Source organism: Streptomyces sp. NPDC004111 (assembly GCF_042874215.1).
Classification (GTDB): Bacteria; Actinomycetota; Actinomycetes; order Streptomycetales; family Streptomycetaceae; genus Streptomyces.
On the sequence record NZ_JBIAMU010000002.1, the window covers coordinates 278,660 to 295,182 of the forward strand.

The 16,523-nt window shown below is 71.7% G+C and carries 15 protein-coding genes; 8 read left to right on the top strand and 7 right to left on the bottom strand.

The window, feature by feature from the left end; genetic code table 11:
- Window positions 1–39 precede the first annotated feature (39 nt).
- Genes ACFYVL_RS05675 through ACFYVL_RS05690 form a run of 4 tightly spaced genes read right to left on the bottom strand, consistent with a single transcriptional unit; the run spans window position 40 to window position 4,753 of the window.
- A complete protein-coding gene (locus ACFYVL_RS05675) occupies window positions 40–1,254 on the bottom strand; it encodes an acetyl-CoA C-acetyltransferase (RefSeq protein ID WP_389241529.1) in 1,215 nt (404 codons plus the stop codon).
- 52 nt (window positions 1,255–1,306) lie between these two features.
- Window positions 1,307–2,449 (bottom strand): acyl-CoA dehydrogenase family protein, encoded by a 1,143-nt coding sequence (locus tag ACFYVL_RS05680; protein WP_389241530.1) that lies wholly within the window; start codon window positions 2,447–2,449, stop codon window positions 1,307–1,309.
- 34 nt (window positions 2,450–2,483) lie between these two features.
- Window positions 2,484–3,509 carry an LLM class F420-dependent oxidoreductase gene (locus ACFYVL_RS05685; protein ID WP_389241531.1) on the bottom strand — a complete coding sequence of 342 codons (1,026 nt, stop codon included), beginning with the start codon at window positions 3,507–3,509 and terminating at the stop codon, window positions 2,484–2,486.
- Entirely contained in the window at window positions 3,509–4,753 is a 1,245-nt protein-coding gene (locus ACFYVL_RS05690; RefSeq protein ID WP_389241532.1) for a CaiB/BaiF CoA transferase family protein, read from the bottom strand. Before ACFYVL_RS05690 ends, ACFYVL_RS05685 begins: the two co-directional genes overlap by 1 nt.
- A 143-nt stretch (window positions 4,754–4,896) precedes the next feature.
- Here ACFYVL_RS05690 and ACFYVL_RS05695 point away from each other — a divergent pair, with 143 nt between their 5' ends.
- Window positions 4,897–6,096: a saccharopine dehydrogenase family protein gene (locus ACFYVL_RS05695; RefSeq protein WP_389241533.1), complete on the top strand. Its 1,200-nt coding sequence runs from the start codon at window positions 4,897–4,899 to the stop codon at window positions 6,094–6,096.
- Window positions 6,097–6,104: 8 nt separating this feature from the next.
- On the opposite strand, the gene mmpA is transcribed toward ACFYVL_RS05695, so the two are convergent.
- Together mmpA and ACFYVL_RS05705 are read right to left on the bottom strand one after the other, a co-directional pair.
- Window positions 6,105–6,302: a morphogenic membrane protein MmpA gene (mmpA, locus tag ACFYVL_RS05700; RefSeq protein WP_389241534.1), complete on the bottom strand. Its 198-nt coding sequence runs from the start codon at window positions 6,300–6,302 to the stop codon at window positions 6,105–6,107.
- 155 nt (window positions 6,303–6,457) lie between these two features.
- A complete protein-coding gene (locus ACFYVL_RS05705; protein ID WP_389241535.1) occupies window positions 6,458–7,168 on the bottom strand; it encodes an endonuclease V in 711 nt (236 codons plus the stop codon).
- A gap of 92 nt (window positions 7,169–7,260) precedes the next feature.
- Here ACFYVL_RS05705 and ACFYVL_RS05710 point away from each other — a divergent pair, with 92 nt between their 5' ends.
- Window positions 7,261–7,560, top strand: coding sequence for a YciI family protein (locus ACFYVL_RS05710; protein ID WP_389241536.1), 300 nt, complete (start codon window positions 7,261–7,263; stop codon window positions 7,558–7,560).
- A 206-nt stretch (window positions 7,561–7,766) separates the two neighbouring features.
- Here ACFYVL_RS05710 and ACFYVL_RS05715 read toward each other — a convergent pair whose 3' ends face one another.
- Window positions 7,767–8,858: a WD40/YVTN/BNR-like repeat-containing protein gene (locus ACFYVL_RS05715; protein ID WP_389241537.1), complete on the bottom strand. Its 1,092-nt coding sequence runs from the start codon at window positions 8,856–8,858 to the stop codon at window positions 7,767–7,769.
- A 168-nt stretch (window positions 8,859–9,026) separates the two neighbouring features.
- On the opposite strand from ACFYVL_RS05715, the gene ACFYVL_RS05720 reads away from it, so the two are divergent.
- The 6 genes from ACFYVL_RS05720 to ACFYVL_RS05745 all read left to right on the top strand — a co-directional run bounded on the left by ACFYVL_RS05720 (window position 9,027) and on the right by ACFYVL_RS05745 (window position 16,393).
- Entirely contained in the window at window positions 9,027–9,458 is a 432-nt protein-coding gene (locus ACFYVL_RS05720; RefSeq protein ID WP_389241538.1) for a (4Fe-4S)-binding protein, read from the top strand.
- Window positions 9,459–9,598: 140 nt separating this feature from the next.
- Complete coding sequence (locus tag ACFYVL_RS05725) at window positions 9,599–10,009, top strand: SsgA family sporulation/cell division regulator (RefSeq protein ID WP_389241539.1); 411 nt, start codon at window positions 9,599–9,601, stop codon at window positions 10,007–10,009.
- A 426-nt stretch (window positions 10,010–10,435) separates the two neighbouring features.
- Window positions 10,436–12,085: an ABC-F family ATP-binding cassette domain-containing protein gene (locus tag ACFYVL_RS05730; protein ID WP_389241540.1), complete on the top strand. Its 1,650-nt coding sequence runs from the start codon at window positions 10,436–10,438 to the stop codon at window positions 12,083–12,085.
- An 82-nt stretch (window positions 12,086–12,167) separates the two neighbouring features.
- On the top strand, window positions 12,168–14,453 hold the full coding sequence (locus ACFYVL_RS05735) for an ATP-binding cassette domain-containing protein (protein ID WP_389241541.1): 2,286 nt from the start codon (window positions 12,168–12,170) through the stop codon (window positions 14,451–14,453).
- Window positions 14,454–14,514: 61 nt separating this feature from the next.
- Complete coding sequence (gene ddaH, locus ACFYVL_RS05740; protein ID WP_389241542.1) at window positions 14,515–15,294, top strand: dimethylargininase; 780 nt, start codon at window positions 14,515–14,517, stop codon at window positions 15,292–15,294.
- Window positions 15,295–15,418: 124 nt separating this feature from the next.
- Window positions 15,419–16,393, top strand: coding sequence for an acyl-ACP desaturase (locus ACFYVL_RS05745; protein ID WP_389241543.1), 975 nt, complete (start codon window positions 15,419–15,421; stop codon window positions 16,391–16,393).
- Window positions 16,394–16,523 lie beyond the last annotated feature (130 nt).

Sequence of the window (16,523 nt, forward strand, 5' to 3'; positions counted from 1 at the left end):
GTTCTGGCTTCTCCGTAACAGGGGTGGCGGGACGAGGGGTCAGACGCGCTCGACGACGGTGGCGACGCCCATGCCGCCGCCGACGCACAGGGTGGCGAGGCCGTAGCGCTTGTCCTGGCGCTCCAGTTCGTCGACGAGGGTGCCCAGGATCATCGCGCCGGTCGCGCCGAGCGGGTGGCCCATGGCGATGGCGCCGCCGTTGACGTTGATCTTGTCGAGGGAGAGGCCCATGTCCTTGGCGAAGCGCAGGACGACGCCCGCGAACGCCTCGTTGATCTCCACGAGGTCGATGTCGTCGATGGTCAGCCCCGCCTTGGCGAGGGCCTTGCGGGTGGCCGGGGCGGGCCCGGTGAGCATGATGGTCGGCTCCGAGCCGGACACGGCCGCGGACACGATCCGGGCCCGGGGGGTCAGCCCGTAGCGCTCGCCGACCTCCTTGGTGCCGATGGTGACGAGGGCGGCGCCGTCGACGATGCCGGAGGAGTTGCCGGCGTGGTGGACGTGGTCGATCGCCTCGATCCAGTGGTACTTCTGCAGCGCGACCGCGTCGAAGCCGCCCATGTCGCCGATCGCGGCGAAGGAAGGCTTGAGCGCGGCGAGGGAGTCGGCGGTGGTGCCGGGGCGCATGTGCTCGTCGTGGTCGAGGACGAGCAGCCCGTTGCGGTCGCGGACGGGCACGACGGAGCGGTTGAAGCGGCCGTCCTTCCAGGCGGCGGCGGCCCGCTCCTGGGACAGGGCGGCGTACTCGTCGACGTCGCGGCGGGAGTAGCCCTCGATGGTGGCGATGAGGTCGGCGCCGATGCCCTGCGGGACGAAGCCGTTCTCGTAGTTGGTCATCGGGTCGTTGAACCAGGCGCCGCCGTCGGAGCCCATCGGGACGCGGGACATCGACTCGACGCCGCCCGCGAGCACCAGGTCCTCCCAGCCGGAGCGGACCTTCATGGCCGCCAGGTTGACGGCCTCCAGGCCCGAGGCACAGAAGCGGTTCTCCTGTACGCCGGCCACCGTGTCGGGCAGTCCGGCGGAGATCGCGGCGGTGCGGGCGATGTCGGAGCCCTGGTCGCCGACCGGTCCCACGACGCCCAGGACGATGTCGTCGATGGCGGCCGGGTCGAGGGTCGGGAAGCGCTCCCGCAGGGCGTGGATGAGGCCGACGACCAGGTCGATCGGCTTGGTGCCGTGCAGGGCGCCATTGGCCTTGCCGCGCCCGCGCGGGGTGCGGATCGCGTCGTACACAAACGCTTCGGTGCTCAAGACAGCAGCCTTTCAGAGGGTTGGAGAGGGAGGTGAGGGGGACGCGGTGGGGCTATCCCAGGAGGGAGCGGCCGATGATCTCCTTCATGATCTCCGTCGTGCCGCCGTAGATCGTCTGGATGCGGCCGTCGGTGAAGGCCTTCGCGACCCGGTACTCGGTCATGTAGCCGTAGCCACCGTGCAGCTGGAGGCAGCGGTCGGCGACCCGCTTCTGGAGTTCGGTGGCCCACCACTTGGCCATGGAGGCGTGCACCGCGTCGAGTTCCCCGTTGCTGTGGTCCACGATGCAGCGGTCGAGGAAGGTCCGGGTGACGGCGCACTCGGTGGCCATCTCCGCGATCTCGAAGCGGATGTGCTGGAGCTTGGCGAGCGGCCGGCCGAACGCCTCGCGCTCCTTGACGTACTGGGTGGTGATCTCCAGGAGGTGCTCGGCGGCGGCGATCCCGGCGACGGCGATGCCCATGCGCTCCTGGGCGAGGTTGGTCATCAGGTGCACGAAAGCGCCGTCGAGTTCGCCCAGGAGGTTCTCCTTGGGGACCTTCACGTCGTGGAAGAACAGTTCGGCGGTGTCCTGCGCCTTCTGGCCGATCTTGTCGAGGTTGCGGCCCCGCTCGAAGCCGGCCGCGCCGCGCTCGACGACCAGCAGCGACAGTCCGTGCGCCCCGCCCTGGGGAGTGGTCTTCGCGACGACGATCACCAGGTCGGCGAGGATGCCGTTGGAGATGAAGGTCTTGGACCCGTTGAGCAGCCAGTGGTCGCCCTTGTCCTCGGCCGTGGTGCGGATGCCCTGGAGGTCGGAGCCCGCACCGGGCTCGGTCATGGCGATGGCGGTGACGGTCTCGCCGGTGCAGAAGCCGGGCAGCCAGCGGCGCTTCTGCTCCTCGGTGGCGAGTCCGGTGAGGTAGGGGCCGATGATGTCGTTGTGCAGGCCGATCGCCAGTCCGGCTGCCCCGGCGCGGGTGAACTCCTCGGCGATGACGGCGCTGTACACGAAGTCGGCGTTGCCGCCGCCTCCGTACTCCTCGGGGACGGCGAGTCCGAGCAGGCCCTGCCGGCCGGCCGCCAGCCAGGCCTCCCGGCTGACGATGCCGTCCTTCTCCCACTGCTCGTAGTGCGGCAGGACCTCCTTGGTGAGGAAGGTGCGGACGGTCTCCCGGAACGCCTCGTGCTCGGCGGTGAATATCTGACGCTTCATCACTCTCCAGTCCCCTGCGGTCGGCCGCGGCCGGTCACAGCCAGTTCTTCACGGTTTCGACGAGCCTGGCCGGATCGGGGCCGACCGGGATGACGTTGAGCATGGTCACGCCCGCCTCCCGGAAGGCCTCGACACGCTCGCGCACGTAGCTTTTCGGACCGCACAGCGACATCAGTTCGCAGAACTCGTCGGGGACGGCGGCCTCCGCCTCCTTCTTCCGGCCCTGGAGGTAGAGGTCCTGGATCCTGGCCGCCTCCTCCTCGTAGCCGTAGGCGACGGCCAGGTCGTTGTAGAAGTTCTTGCCCTTGGCGCCCATGCCGCCGACGTACAGGGCGATCTGCGGGCGGGCCAGGTCGCGTACGGCCGCGGCGTCGTCACCGATGGCCAGCAGGCCGCCCGCGACGACCTGGAGCGGGCCGAGCGAGGGGTCGCGCAGGGCGTTGCCCTCGGCGAGGGAGGTCCCCCACACCTGGTGGGCCTTCTCGGGGAGGAAGAGCGTGGGCAGCCAGCCGTCCGCGATCTCGGCGGTGAGCCGCACGTTGGCGGGGCCGAGCGAGGCGACGTACACCGGGACGCTCTCGCGCACCGGGCGGGTGAGGATCTTCAGCGGCTTGCCGAGCCTGCCGCCCTTCTCCCTGGGCAGCGGCATGTCGGTGATGCCGTGGTGGTCGATGACCTCGCGCTTCCAGATCCGCCGGCAGAGCTCGACGGTTTCGCGGGTACGGCCCAGCGGCTTGTCGTACGGCTTGCCGTGCCAGCCCTCGACGACCTGGGGGCCGGACGCGCCGAGGCCGAGCAGCGCCCGGCCGCCGGAGATCGCGTCGAGCCCGGCGCCGGTCTGGGCGATCAGGGCGGGGGTGCGGGAGTAGACGTTGAGGATGCCCGCGCCGATCCGCATCCGGGAGGTGCGGGCGGCGAGGTAGCCCATGAGGGTGGGCGAGTCGAAGCCGTACGCCTCGGCGACCCAGACGGCGTCGAGTCCGGCGGACTCCAGGGCCGCCGCCTGGTCGCAGGCCTCGCGGGGGTCACCCGCGTACGTCAACGGCAGGGAGATTTCCACTATTCGGCCCCGTTCTCGGTCTTCGGAGGTCGTGCGGTGCGGTCGTGCTCCGGCGCCCGAGCGGTGCCCGCGGGCTCCGGTCGCGCCGTGTCGTCGAGCAGGTGCGGTACGTCCCAGTCGGCGGCCACCTCGGCGGTGTCCGCCCCGGGCAGTGCGGGGCCCCGGCGCAGGCTGCCGGGGGTGGCGGAGAAGCGGGGTGCGGGCGCGGGCTGGACGACTCCCCCGTGCTCGACGTAGGTGCCGCGGGCGGCGAGGTGCGGGTGCGCCGGGGCCTCGCGCATGGACAGCACGGGGGCCACACAGGCGTCGGAGTCCGCGAAGACCGCGGTCCACTCGTCGCGGGTGCGCTCCTTGAAGCGGACGGTGATCGCCTCGCGCAGGTCGCCCCAGCGGGCGAGGTCACCGCGGTCGGGGGCGGTGTCGCCGAGTCCGAGCAGTTCGGTGAACCGGGCGTAGAACTGCGGCTCCAGCGCCCCGACCGCCATGTACCGGCCGTCGGAGGTCTCGTACGTCCCGTAGAAGGGGCAGCCGCCGTCGAGCAGGTTGGAGCCGCGCCGGTCCTGCCAGCCGCCGGCCGCGAGCATGCCGTGCAGCATGGTGGCGAGGTGGCTGGCGCCGTCGACGATCGCCGCGTCGACGACCTGGCCCGCGCCGCCGGGGGTGCGGGCGTGCTGGAGGGCGGCGAGCACGCCGATGACGAGGTAGAGCGAGCCGCCCGCGTAGTCGCCGACGAGGTTGGCGGGGACGGTCGGCGGCTCGTCGGGCCTGCCGATCATGCCGAGGGTGCCGGTGACGGCGATGTAGCCGATGTCGTGTCCGGCGCGCGGGGCGAGCGGTCCTTCCTGGCCCCAGCCGGTCATCCGCCCGTACACCAGCTTCGGGTTGCGGGCGAGGCAGGCGTCGGGGCCGACGCCGAGGCGTTCGGCGACACCGGGGCGGTAGCCCTCGACGAGGATGTCGGCGCGCTCGACGAGGTCGAGCACCTGTCCCGGGCCCTCGGGCGACTTGAGGTCCACGAGGACCGAGCGCTTGTTGCGGTTGGTGAGGTCGCGGGCCGGGTCGACCCCGAGTCCGACGCCGCCGGGCCGGTCGATCCGCACCACGTCGGCACCCAGGTCCGCGAGGCACATGGCGGCGAACGGTCCGGGGCCGATGCCCGCCAGTTCCACCACGCGCACCCCTGCGAGCGGGCCTCTGGGCGCCGCACCGGGCTGTTCGGTCTTCGTGCCTGCTGTCCCTGCCATCAAGCCCCCAGCACTGTGACACAACTGATGTAACAGCAGTGATGCTAAGAACGTGTTCCACTCTGCACAAGCCCTTCGGGGCGAGTGACCGAGCAAGCGCTTAGCCTGTCTCGGTGGGTTGACCCGACGACTGGAGGAACGGCATGCCGCGTCCGCACGACAAGTCCGGAGACAGGCCCTACGACATCGTGCTCTACGGCGCGACCGGCTTCGTGGGCGAACTGACCGCCGAGTACCTGGCGGCGCACGCCCCCGAGGACTGCCGCTGGGCCCTGGCCGGACGCTCGCCCGACAAGCTGGCCCGGCTGCGGGAACGGCTGGCGAAGACCCACCCGGCCTGTACGGAACTCCCGTTGCTGCACGCCGACTCCGGCGACCCGGCGTCCCTGCGCGAACTCGCCCGCGCCACCCGGGTGCTGGCGTCCACCGTCGGCCCCTACCTCGCACACGGCGAGGGCCTGGTCGCCGCGTGCGCCGAGGCGGGCACCGACTACACGGACCTGACCGGCGAGCCGGAGTTCGTCGACCGGATGTACGTGGCGTACGACGCGCAGGCCAGGCGCACCGGGGCCCGGCTGGTGCACACCTGCGGCTTCGACTCCGTACCGCACGACCTGGGGGCGTACTACACGGTGCGGCAGCTGCCGGAGGGGGTGCCGCTGCGCCTCTCGGGCTTCGTCAGGACCGGGGCGCGGTTCTCCGGCGGCACGCTGGCGTCGGCGCTGGGGGCGATGGGCCGCGGGCGGCAGATGCTGGCGGCGGCACGGGAGCGGCGCGCGGTGGAGCCGGGGCCGCTGGGCGGGCGGCGGGCGCGGTCGGTGCCGGGCGTCCCGCACCGCAGCCGGGAGGTCGGCGCGTGGGCGGTGCCGCTGCCGACGATCGACGGGAAGGTGGTGGAGCGGTCGGCGTCCGCCCTGAAGCGCTACGGGCCCGACTTCCGCTACCGGCACTACGCGGCCGTGAAGTGGCTGCCCGTCGCGGCGGGCGGGGCGCTGGCCGCGGGCTCGGTGGTCGCGCTCGCGCAGCTGCCGGCGGCGCGGCGGTGGCTGGGCTCGCTGGTGGCGCCGGGCACCGGGCCCGACGAGGCGACGCGGGCGAAGAGCTGGTTCAGCGTGCGGTTCGTCGGCGAGGGCGGCGGCAGGCGGGTGTTCACCGAGGTGTCGGGCGGCGACCCCGGCTACGGGGAGACGGCGAAGATCCTCGCCGAGTCACTGCTGTGTCTGGCCTTCGACGAACTGCCCGCGACGGCGGGTCAGGTGACGCCCGCGACGGCGATGGGGGACGCGCTGCTCGGGCGGCTGCAGGAGGCGGGGATCCGCTTCCGGGTGGCGCACTCGGAGTGAGGGGCCGCTCAGTGGCCGGATATCCAGCCCGAGATGGTGTAGATCATGCCGCCCGTCCAGCCGACCATGGCGAGGACGCCGACCATGACGGTCACCGCCATCCGGCGGCCCGCCCGGTGGACGGTGACGGACTCGAAGTACTCGGGGACGGCGGGGCTGGTGGCGGCCGTGTGGTCCTTGTTGATCCTCATCGTCAGCATGCTCATGCTTTGACCCTGTCCCGTTCTGATCGTTTTCCACATCCGTGCGTGTACTCAGTTGCGCGTGCCCGGCCGCGCGGCCCGGTGATCCGTGCGGCCCCTCGCGGCCCGCGCCCGCCTGCGTCGTGCGTCGTCATCCGTGCGTCGTGCGTCGTGCTTCGTCATCCGTGCGTCCCGCCGAGTGCCTCGGCGAGGGCCCGTCTGCACAGCGAGTCCGCGCGGCGGGTGGTCTCCGGCTGGCGGTACCCGGCGGCCAGCCGGAGCGTGTGCGCACAGGCGTTGTCGAGCGAGACGCGGTGGCCGACGGAGACGAAGACCGGCTTGATGCCGTCCTGGGTGCGCAGGGCCCGGCCGACCTCGGCGCCGTCCCTCGCGTCGAGCAGCGGGGAGAAGTCGCCGCGCCGGGGGCCCGGTTGCTCGTAGGTGAAGGCGAACGGGTTCTTGGCGACGCCGATGACGGGCCGGCCGGTGAGCACGCCGAGGTGGCTGGCGAGTCCGAAGCGGCGCGGATGCGCCTGCCCGTACCCGTCGCAGACGATCAGGCCGGGGTCGGCGGTGAGGTTGCCGAGGGCCGCGAGCACGGTGGGGATCTCACGGAACGCCAGCAGGCCCGGCACGTAGGGGAAGGCGACCCGGCCGGTGGCCGTGGCCTCCTCCACGACGACGTGCGTCGCCGCGTCGAGGACGACCGCCGCGGCGGCGACGAGATCGCGCTCGTCGTCGTACGCCACGTCGACGCCGGTGACGTGGCCGGTTCCCGGCGGCGGGCCGGTCTCGTCCAGGACCACCCGTGCGCGCAGTTCGTCCTGCACCGCGCGGGCGGCGGCTTCGTCCGCCGGCGTGGCGGGGGTGGGGTGCGGCGTCGTGTTCATCGTGCTCGCCACTGTAGGAGGTGGGTCCGACAGTGGGAGGTGCCGGGGGCTGGCGGGACTGGTGTGCGTGTGCGGTCGGTACGCTGGCGATCATGTTCGTACTTGAGTTGACCTACACGGCACCCGTCGAGCGGGTGGACGCGCTGATGAGCGATCACGTGACGTGGCTGGACGCGCAGTACGCGGCGGGCCACTTCCTGGCCTCCGGCCGGAAGCAGCCGCGCGACGGCGGGGTGATCCTCGCGGTCGCGGAGTCCCGGGCGGCCATCGAGGCGGTGGCGGCGGAGGACCCGTTCCTGACGGGCGGGGTGTGCGAGTACCGGATCACGGAGTTCGTGGCGACGAAGACGGCGCGGGGGCTGGAGGAGTACCGGCAGAAGCCGGTGGGCTAGGCGCCTGCGGCGGGTCTTCGCCCCTTCCCTGAACCGCCGGCCGCGGGGGCGGGTGGGGTTTCTGCGGGAGCGTCGTCGGTTGCTCGCGCGGTTCCCCGCGCCCCTGTCAGGGGCGCGGGGAACCGCGCGAGCGGCCCTGTGTAAAGCCGCGGATACGCACCCGCCCGAAGAGGGCCCGTCACCTCCTCCCGCGGAGCCGCGTCCGCTCAGGGTTCGAGGCGGGCCACCCGGCCCTTCTCTCCCGCCGCCCAGCAGCCGAAGTCGGCCGTGCACGTCACCGTGTCGAACGACCCCGCGTCGATCTTGCGCCAGGAACGGCCGCCGTTCACCGTGATGTCGGTGCCCGTCGGCCCGACCGCCAGGGCCACCGAGCGGCTGTGCGGCAGCCACGTCACGCCCGAGCGGTACTCCGTCGGGGACGCCGCCGCCGCGCGCCAGGTCCGGCCGCCGTCCGAGGTGAGCGCCGCCGCGTTCGGCGACGCCTGGCCCGCCCGGTAGTCGCCGCCGACCGCGATCCCGTGGTGCCGGTCGCGGAAGGCCGCACCGAACACTCCGCGCGCCGGGTCGCCCGCCGGAATGGTGGTGTCGGAGACCTTCCAGGTGCGGCCCCGGTCCGCGGAGTGCAGGACCCGGCCGCGCTCCCCGCCGCCGGTGGTCAGCCACACGTCCCGCGGGCCGTTGCTCACCAGGCACTGGCCGCTCGCGGCGAACCCCGCCTCGCCCGGCAGGGCGTCCGGCATGCCGGTGTTCGGCAGCACCTTCCACGACCTTCCGCCGTCGCCGGTGGACAGGATGCGGTACTTGCCGTCGACCGGGTCGCTCATGGCCAGCCCGTTGCGGCTGTCGAAGAAGGTCAGGCAGTCGTAGAAGGCCCGGGGGTCGGAGTTGCGGAAGGTTTCCTTCCAGGTGCGTCCGCCGTCCTCCGTGCGGTACGTCCGCGACGCCTCGCCCTCACCGATGGCCAGCACCACCGCCCGGCGTCCGTCGAACGCCTCGACGTCCCGGAACTCCAGGTCGGCCGCTCCGGGCGGCGACACGTTCAGCCAGCTGCGGCCCCCGTCGGCGGTGCGCAGCACGGTGCCCTTGGAACCCGCCACCCAGGCGGTGTTCCGGTTCACCGCCGCGAGCCCCCTGAAACGTACGTCCGTCACTCCGGTGTCCTTGAGCCGCCAGCCCGCCGCGGACTGCGCGCGCTCGGCGGACACGGCGCCCGCGGCGCCCGCGCCGTCCGCCGCCTGTGCCGGTACCGCGACCAGCGCCGCCGTCACAGCGGCCGCGCCCAGTCCCACCGACACCATTCGTCTCGTGTTCCCCATACCCCTCATGGCGCTGGAAGCTAGCCCACCGGACTCCCGCCGTCCAGAGTGCGGCGAGGGAGCGGTGTTCCTAAGGTGGTGGGGAGCCACGGAGCGGCACACGGCCCGCGCGTGCGGGCCGTGTCCCCCTTCTTGAGCGGAGGAGACGCCATGGCCGAGGAAGTGCGCGAGCCGCGGGCGCGCAAGGTGAAGGAGTACCGGGGCGAGCAGGTCTCGGTCACCTTCGAGCCCGCCCGCTGTCTGCACGCCGCCGAGTGCGTCCGCGGGCTGCCCGAGGTCTTCGACCTGGCCAAGCGGCCGTGGATCGCGCCGGACGAGGCGACGCCGGAGCTGGTGACGGAGGTGGTCCGGCGGTGTCCGAGCGGCGCTCTGCAGTACCGGCTGCCGGGCGGGCCGCCGGAGAGCGCGGAGCGGCCGTCGGTGATCTCCCGCAACACGGCCGGGCAACTCCTGGTACGGGGCGAGCTGACGGTGGAGACTTCACAGGGTCCGCACCATGAGACACGAGTGATGCTGTGTGGCTGCGGTGCCAGTGGGAACCAGCCGTACTGCGACCACACAGGTGCCTGCGGCAGGACATGAGCAGTGGTGGGCAGGTGGGCCGGGAGCACCCGGCGGTTCCTGGTGATGCAGCTCACGCCCTTGCCGTGTGCACGGATCTGCGCGTTCCCGCGTCCTACAGGGCGGCAGGACGCATCCACCGAGCATGAGAGGTGCTGGCCTTGTCCACCGTCATCGAGCAGGCCGTACAGGCCCGACTGATCTCCTCCGCACCACAGCTGGAGAACGTCCCCGCGACGCTCCACTACGACCGCGCGGATCCCTTCGCCGTACGCATGGCCTTCCCGCCCCCGGCCACCCTGGAGGGCATCGAGGTGGTGTGGACCTTCTCCCGGGAGCTGCTGGCCGCCGGTCTCGACGAGTCGGCCGGCGTCGGTGACGTACTGGTACGGCCCTACGGGTACGGGCGGACCGTGCTGGAGTTCCACGCCACGGAGGGCGTGGCCATGGTGCACATCCGCACCACCGAGCTGCGCCGTTTCCTGAAGGAGACGCAGGAGCTGGTGCCCGACGGCACCGAGCACCGGTACCTGGACGTGGACCAGGACCTGGCCGAGCTGCTCAGCAGCTGAGCCGCCGCAGGCAGGCCCGTACCGATGCACGTGCGAAACAGATCGCCGCGATTAATCCGGTTGCCCGCGCCGGCGCGGCCCGCGTAGAGTTTCTCTCGCCCTGTTGTCGTCGAATTGGAGAAGGACGTTGCTCGTCTGAGGTCCGGGACACCGTGCCGCGAGGCAGCCACCTCCTGAGTGTGCTGCGAGGCAGCCACCCGTTTGAGTGTGCTGCGATTTTCCGCGTGCCGCGTGCGACCTCGGCGTTCGAGCCGTCTTCCTTCCTCCGGGGCTTTTCTCCTCTCCACGGTTCTCCCGCGGTCCGTCGTTGTCGACGGCGCCGCGCGAAGCCCGCCCCGAGTGATTCCGACCGGCGCGAGGTCGCACTCCTTTCGGTGTCTCCACCAGTTGCCCCGCTCCATTCACCGCAACCGGGAGGCCGCCACCTTGTCCACCTATTCCCACACCCCGTCCCACAGCACCTCGATCACCTGCACCGCCCTCTCCTTCGCCTGGCCGGACGGCACGACCGTGCTCGACGACTTCCAGCTGGCCGTCGGCCCCGGCCGCACGGGCCTCATCGGGGTCAACGGCTCCGGCAAGTCCACCCTGCTGAAGCTGCTCGCCGGGCTGCTCACCCCGACCGGCGGCAAGGCGAAGGTGGCCGGCAGCGTCGGCTACCTGCCGCAGAACCTGGTGCTCGACACCGGACTGCGGGTCGACGAGGCGCTGGAGATCGCCGCCACCCGGGCCGCCCTGCACGCCATCGAGGCCGGTGACGCGAGCGAGGAGAACTTCGCGCGCGTCGGCGACGACTGGGACGTGGAGGAGCGCGCCCGCGCCACCCTCGACGGCCTCGGGCTCGGCCACATCGGCCTCGACCGCACCATCGGCGAGGTGTCCGGCGGCGAGTCGGTCCTGCTGCGGCTGGCGGCCCTGCTGCTGCGCCGGCCCGATGTGCTCCTCCTCGACGAGCCGACCAACAACCTCGACCTGCACGCCCGACGGCGGCTGTACGACGCCGTGTCGGCGTGGTCCGGGGTGCTGGTCGTGGTCAGCCACGACCGGGAGCTCCTGGAGCGCGTCGACCAGATCGCCGATCTGCGCGACGGCGGGGTCCGCTGGTACGGCGGCACCTTCTCGCAGTACGAGGAGGCGCTGGCCGTCGAGCAGGAGGCCGCGACGCGCATGGTGCGGGTCGCGGAGGCCGATGTGCAGAAGCAGAAGCGCGAACTGGCCGAGGCGCAGGTCAAGCTCGCGCGGCGCAAGAAGTACGGCCAGAAGATGAACGAGCAGAAGCGCGAGCCCAAGATCGTGATGGGAATGCGCAAGCGGTCCGCCCAGGAGTCGGCGGGCAAGCACCGGACGATGCACGCGGAGCGGCTGAAGGACGCGAAGGAGCGCCTCGACGAGGCGGAGGAGCTGGTGCGGGAGGACGCCGAGATCCGCATCGAGCTGCCGTACACCACGGTCCATCCGGGGCGCGGTGTGCTGTACGTACGGGATCTGAAGATGCCCTACGGGGCCTCTCTGGACGGTGAGTTCGAGCTGCGCGGCCCCGAGCGGGTGGCGCTGACCGGGCGCAACGGGGCGGGCAAGACCACCCTGCTGCGGACCCTCGCCGGACAGCTGGCACCGCTGTCGGGGCAGGTGGAGCGGCTCGTTCCGCAGCGTTTCCTGCCGCAGCGGCTCGATGTGCTGGACGACGCGCTGAGCGTCGCGCAGAACGTCGCGCTGCTCGCCCCGTCGGCGACGAACAACCTGATCAGGGCCCGGCTGGCACGCTTCCTGTTCCGGGGTGCCAAGGCCGACCAGCCGGTGGGGACGCTGTCGGGCGGCGAGCGCTTCCGGGCGACCCTCGCGGCGCTGCTGCTCGCCGACCCGGCGCCGCAGCTGCTGATGCTGGACGAGCCGACGAACAACCTCGACATGGCGAGCGTGCGGCAGCTGACCGAGGCGTTGCAGGCGTACGAGGGGGCGCTGATCGTGGCGAGCCACGACGAGCCGTTCCTGGCCTCGATCGGGATCACCCGGCGGCTCCACCTGGGCGCCGGGGAGACCGGGCCCGCCGAGGAGACCGGGACGGAGGACGCATGACGGCACGGGGGTGACGCGGGGCGGGCGATGCCCGGTTCATACCCGACAGAGGTTGTCGGGTATGAACCCTAGCGTCGGTGTCATGGCTATCAGCGCAACGCACATCACGGTCACGGGCGCACGGGAGAACAACCTGCGGGACATCTCCCTCGCCGTCCCCCGGGGCAATATCACCGTCTTCACCGGCGTGTCCGGCTCGGGCAAGTCCTCGGTCGTCTTCGACACCATCGCGGTCGAGTCCAAGCGCCAGCTGAACGAGACGTTCACCTGGTTTCTCAGAAACCGGATGCCGAAGTACGAACGGCCGCAGGCGGACGCCATCGACGACCTGTCGGTGGCGATCGTCGTCGACCAGAAGCCGATCGGCGGCAACGTCCGCTCCACGGTCGGCACCACCACCGACATCTACGCGGTGCTCCGGGTCCTGTTCTCCCGGTGCGGCGTGCCGAGCGCGGGGGGCGCGAACGCGTACTCCTTCAACGATCCGGCCGGGATGTGCCCGGCCTGCGACGGCGTCGGCCGCACCGTCCGGCTCGACCTGGACCGGGCGGTCGACTGGTCGAAGTCGCTCAACGGGGGCGCCCTGCGGGTGCCGAATTCCTCGGTGGGCGGCTGGCAGTGGAAGATCTACGCCCATTCCGGCTTCTTCGATCCGGACAAACCGCTGGGCGAGTACGACGCGGAGGAGCGCGCCCAGCTGCTGTACGGGGAGCGCGGAGCGGGCGGTCCGAAGGTGACGCTGCGGATGCGGTCGGGCACGGCGGACGTGGAGTTCGAGGGGGTGGTGAACCGCTTCGCGCGGCTGTTCCTCAACCGGGACACCGGGTCGCTGTCGGCGAAGACCCGCGAGGCGGCTGCCGCGCTGACGGTGGAGGGCGCGTGCGAGGCGTGCGGGGGCGCCCGGCTGAACGAGGCCGCGCTCAAGTCCCGGATCGACGGGCACACGATCCACGACCTCGTACGGATGGAGGTCCTCGACCTGGTGGAGGTGCTCGGCCGGATCGACGATCCGGTGGGCGCGCCGATCGCGGCGGCGGCCCGGGAGCGGCTGGAGCGCCTGGCGGGCATCGGGCTCGGCTATCTGAGCCTGGACCGGGAGACCACCTCGCTGTCCGGCGGCGAGGGCCAGCGGATCAAGATGGTGCGGCACCTGGGGAGTTCGCTGACCGGGCTCACGTACATCTTCGACGAGCCGAGCGTGGGGCTGCACCCGCGTGACGTGGGGCGGCTGAACGACCTGCTGGTGCGGCTGCGGGACAGGGGCAACACGGTGCTGGTGGTGGAGCACGACCCGGATGTGATGGCCATCGCCGATCATGTCGTGGACATCGGTCCGGGTGCGGGCGTCGACGGCGGCCTGGTGGTCTTCGAGGGGCCGTACGAGCAGCTGCGTGCGGCGGACACCCCGACCGGCCGCTGTCTGCGCCGGCGCACCCCGCTGAAGGAGGCCTTCCGCTCCCCCACCGGCTGGCTGCCGGTCACCGGCGCCGCCCTGAACAACCTCAAGGCCCTCGACACGGCGTTCCCGACAGGGGTGCTCACGGCGGTGACGGGGGTGGCCGGTTCGGGCAAGTCGACGCTGGTGTCGCAGGTGTTCACGGCGGCGTACCCCGAGGCGATCGTGATCGACCAGGGGGCCATCGGGATCTCGTCCCGCTCCACCCCGGCGACGTACGTCGGCGTCATGGACCCGATCCGCAGGCTCTTCGCGCGGGAGAACGGCGTCGACGCCTCGCTCTTCTCCTTCAACTCGGCGGGTGCGTGCGGGAATTGCGCGGGCCGCGGTCTCCTGCACACCGACCTGGCGTTCATGGACCCGGTGACCACGGTGTGCCCGGTGTGCGAGGGGCGCCGGTTCAAGGACGAGGTGCTGGAGCACCGGCTGAGCGGGCTGTCCGTCGTGGAGGTGCTGGACCTGCCGGTGGGCCGGGCGCTGGAGTTCTTCGACGAACCCGCGCTGGTGCGGCGGCTGGAGACGCTGCACGAGGTGGGGCTCGGCTATCTGACGCTCGGCCAGCCCCTCGGCTCGCTGTCGGGCGGCGAGCGCCAGCGCGTCAAGCTGGCGACCCAGCTGCACCGGACCGGCAGCGTGTACGTCCTGGACGAGCCGACGACCGGACTGCACATGGCGGACGTCACGGGCCTGGTGGACCTGCTCGACCGGCTGGTGGACGCGGGCAACTCGGTGATCTGCGTGGAGCACGACCTCGATGTGGTGAAGCGGGCGGACTGGGTGATCGACCTGGGCCCGGACGGCGGGAAGCACGGCGGCGAACTCGTCTTCGCGGGCACGCCGCAGGAGCTGGTCCGCCACGAAACCTCCTGCACGGGCGCCTACTTGCGGCGCGATCTGGGCCTGCGCGACTGATCGGCGTACGTTCGTGGGCGATTCGGCACCACAAGTGGCACCCACGTATCGGAGCAGCCGTATGCCCAGCAGGAAAGCTCTCGTCCGCCGTCCGAGCCCGCGTCTCGCCGAGGGGATCGTGACCCGTCTCGACCGCCGCCCCGTGGACGTGGCACTGGCACTCACCCAGTGGGAGAACTACGTCTCGATCCTCCAGGGGTACGGGTGGGACGTGCGGGAGGTGGAACCGGCCGACGACTGTCCGGACGGGGTGTTCGTCGAGGACACGGTGGTGATGTTCCGCAACGTCGCCCTGATCGCCCGCCCCGGCGCCGAGTCGCGCAGGGCGGAGCCGCCGGGCGTGGAATCGGTACTGGTGGAGCGGCTGGGGTGCTCGGTGAACCGGGTGCGCGCGCCGGGCACGCTGGACGGCGGGGACGTACTGAAGGTGGGCGACACGGTGTACGTGGGACGGGGCGGGCGCACCAACGCGGAAGGGGTACGTCAGCTGCGCGCGGCGTTCGAGCCGCTGGGGGCGCGCGTGGTGGCGGTGCCGGTGAGCCGGGTGCTGCACCTGAAATCGGCGGTGACCGCGCTGCCCGACGGGACCGTGATCGGGTACGAACCGCTGGTGGACAGCCCGGCGGCGTACCCGCGCTTCCTGTCCGTACCGGAGGAGGCGGGAGCGCACGTGGTGGTGCTGGACGGGAACTCGGTCCTCATGGCGGCGAGCGCCCCGAAGTCGGCGGAACTCTTCTCGGACCTCGGTTTTACGCCTGTTCCGGTGGACATCGGTGAGTTCGAGAAGCTGGAGGGTTGCGTGACTTGTCTCTCCGTGCGCCTGCGCGACCTGCATACATAACGGTACGTAGCGGTACGGGACGGACGGGGACTTGGCTCAGCGCTCACGGCGCGCTTAACCTACGGTCTCGTAACCTACGAATCCGTAGGTACAGCCTTTCGTCCCCGTTCCCCCTGGAGTACCCGTGACGATCACCTCTCCCCACCTCGGCAGCTCGGAGGCGTGGACCGACGCCAAGCTGCTGTTCGCGCTGGAAGAGGTGGTGGAGAAGGAGCTCAACCGCCACCTGAAGGTCACCAAGGACTGGATGCCGCACGAGTACGTGCCCTGGTCGGACGGCCGGAACTTCCCCGGCTTCTTCGAGGACGGCGAGCCCTGGGACCCGGCGCAGTCCAAGGTCACGGACATCGGGCGGATCGCGCTGGTCGTGAACCTGCTCACCGAGGACAACCTCCCCAGCTACCACCACGAGATCGCCTCCCTCTTCGGCCGGGACGGCGCGTGGGGCACCTGGGTGCACCGCTGGACCGCCGAGGAGGGCAGGCACGGCATCGTCATGCGCGACTACCTGCTCGCCTCGCGGGCGGTGGACCCGGACAAGCTGGAGCAGTTCCGGATGGCGCACATGAGCGAGGGCTTCGAGTCGGACAACCGGCACTCGATGCTGCACTCGGTGGCGTACGTGGCCTTCCAGGAGCTGGCGACGCGCATCTCGCACCGGAACACCGGGCACCAGTCGGGGGACCCGGTGTGCGACCGGATGCTGGCGCGGATCGCCACCGACGAGAACCTGCACATGGTCTTCTACCGCAACCTGCTGGGCGCGGCCTTCCAGCTCGCACCCGACCTGACCATGCAGGCCGTGCGCGACGTCGTGGTGAACTTCCGGATGCCGGGCCACGGGATGCCGGGCTTCGAGCGGGCCGCCGCGCAGATGGCGATCGGCGGGGTCTACAACATCCGCATCCACCACGACGACGTGATCCAGCCGGTGCTGCGCTTCCTGAAGGTGCTGGACATCGACGGCCTGGGCCCGGAGGGCCTGAAGGCCCAGGAGGAGCTGGGGCTCTACATGGGCGGCCTCGACTCGGAGGCGAAGAAGTTCGACGAGAAGCTCGCCGCCCGCCTCGCCCGCAAAGCCGCCCGCCAAAACCCCTGACCCACCTCTCCGCCGCCCTCTCCTGGGCGGCGGGCCCGCCCGCCCGCTCCCCCACCCCCTTGGGCGACGGGGCCGCCCGCCGAGCTCCCTTGGGCGACGGGGCCGCCCCCGGGGGCGGAACGGGCGGGCA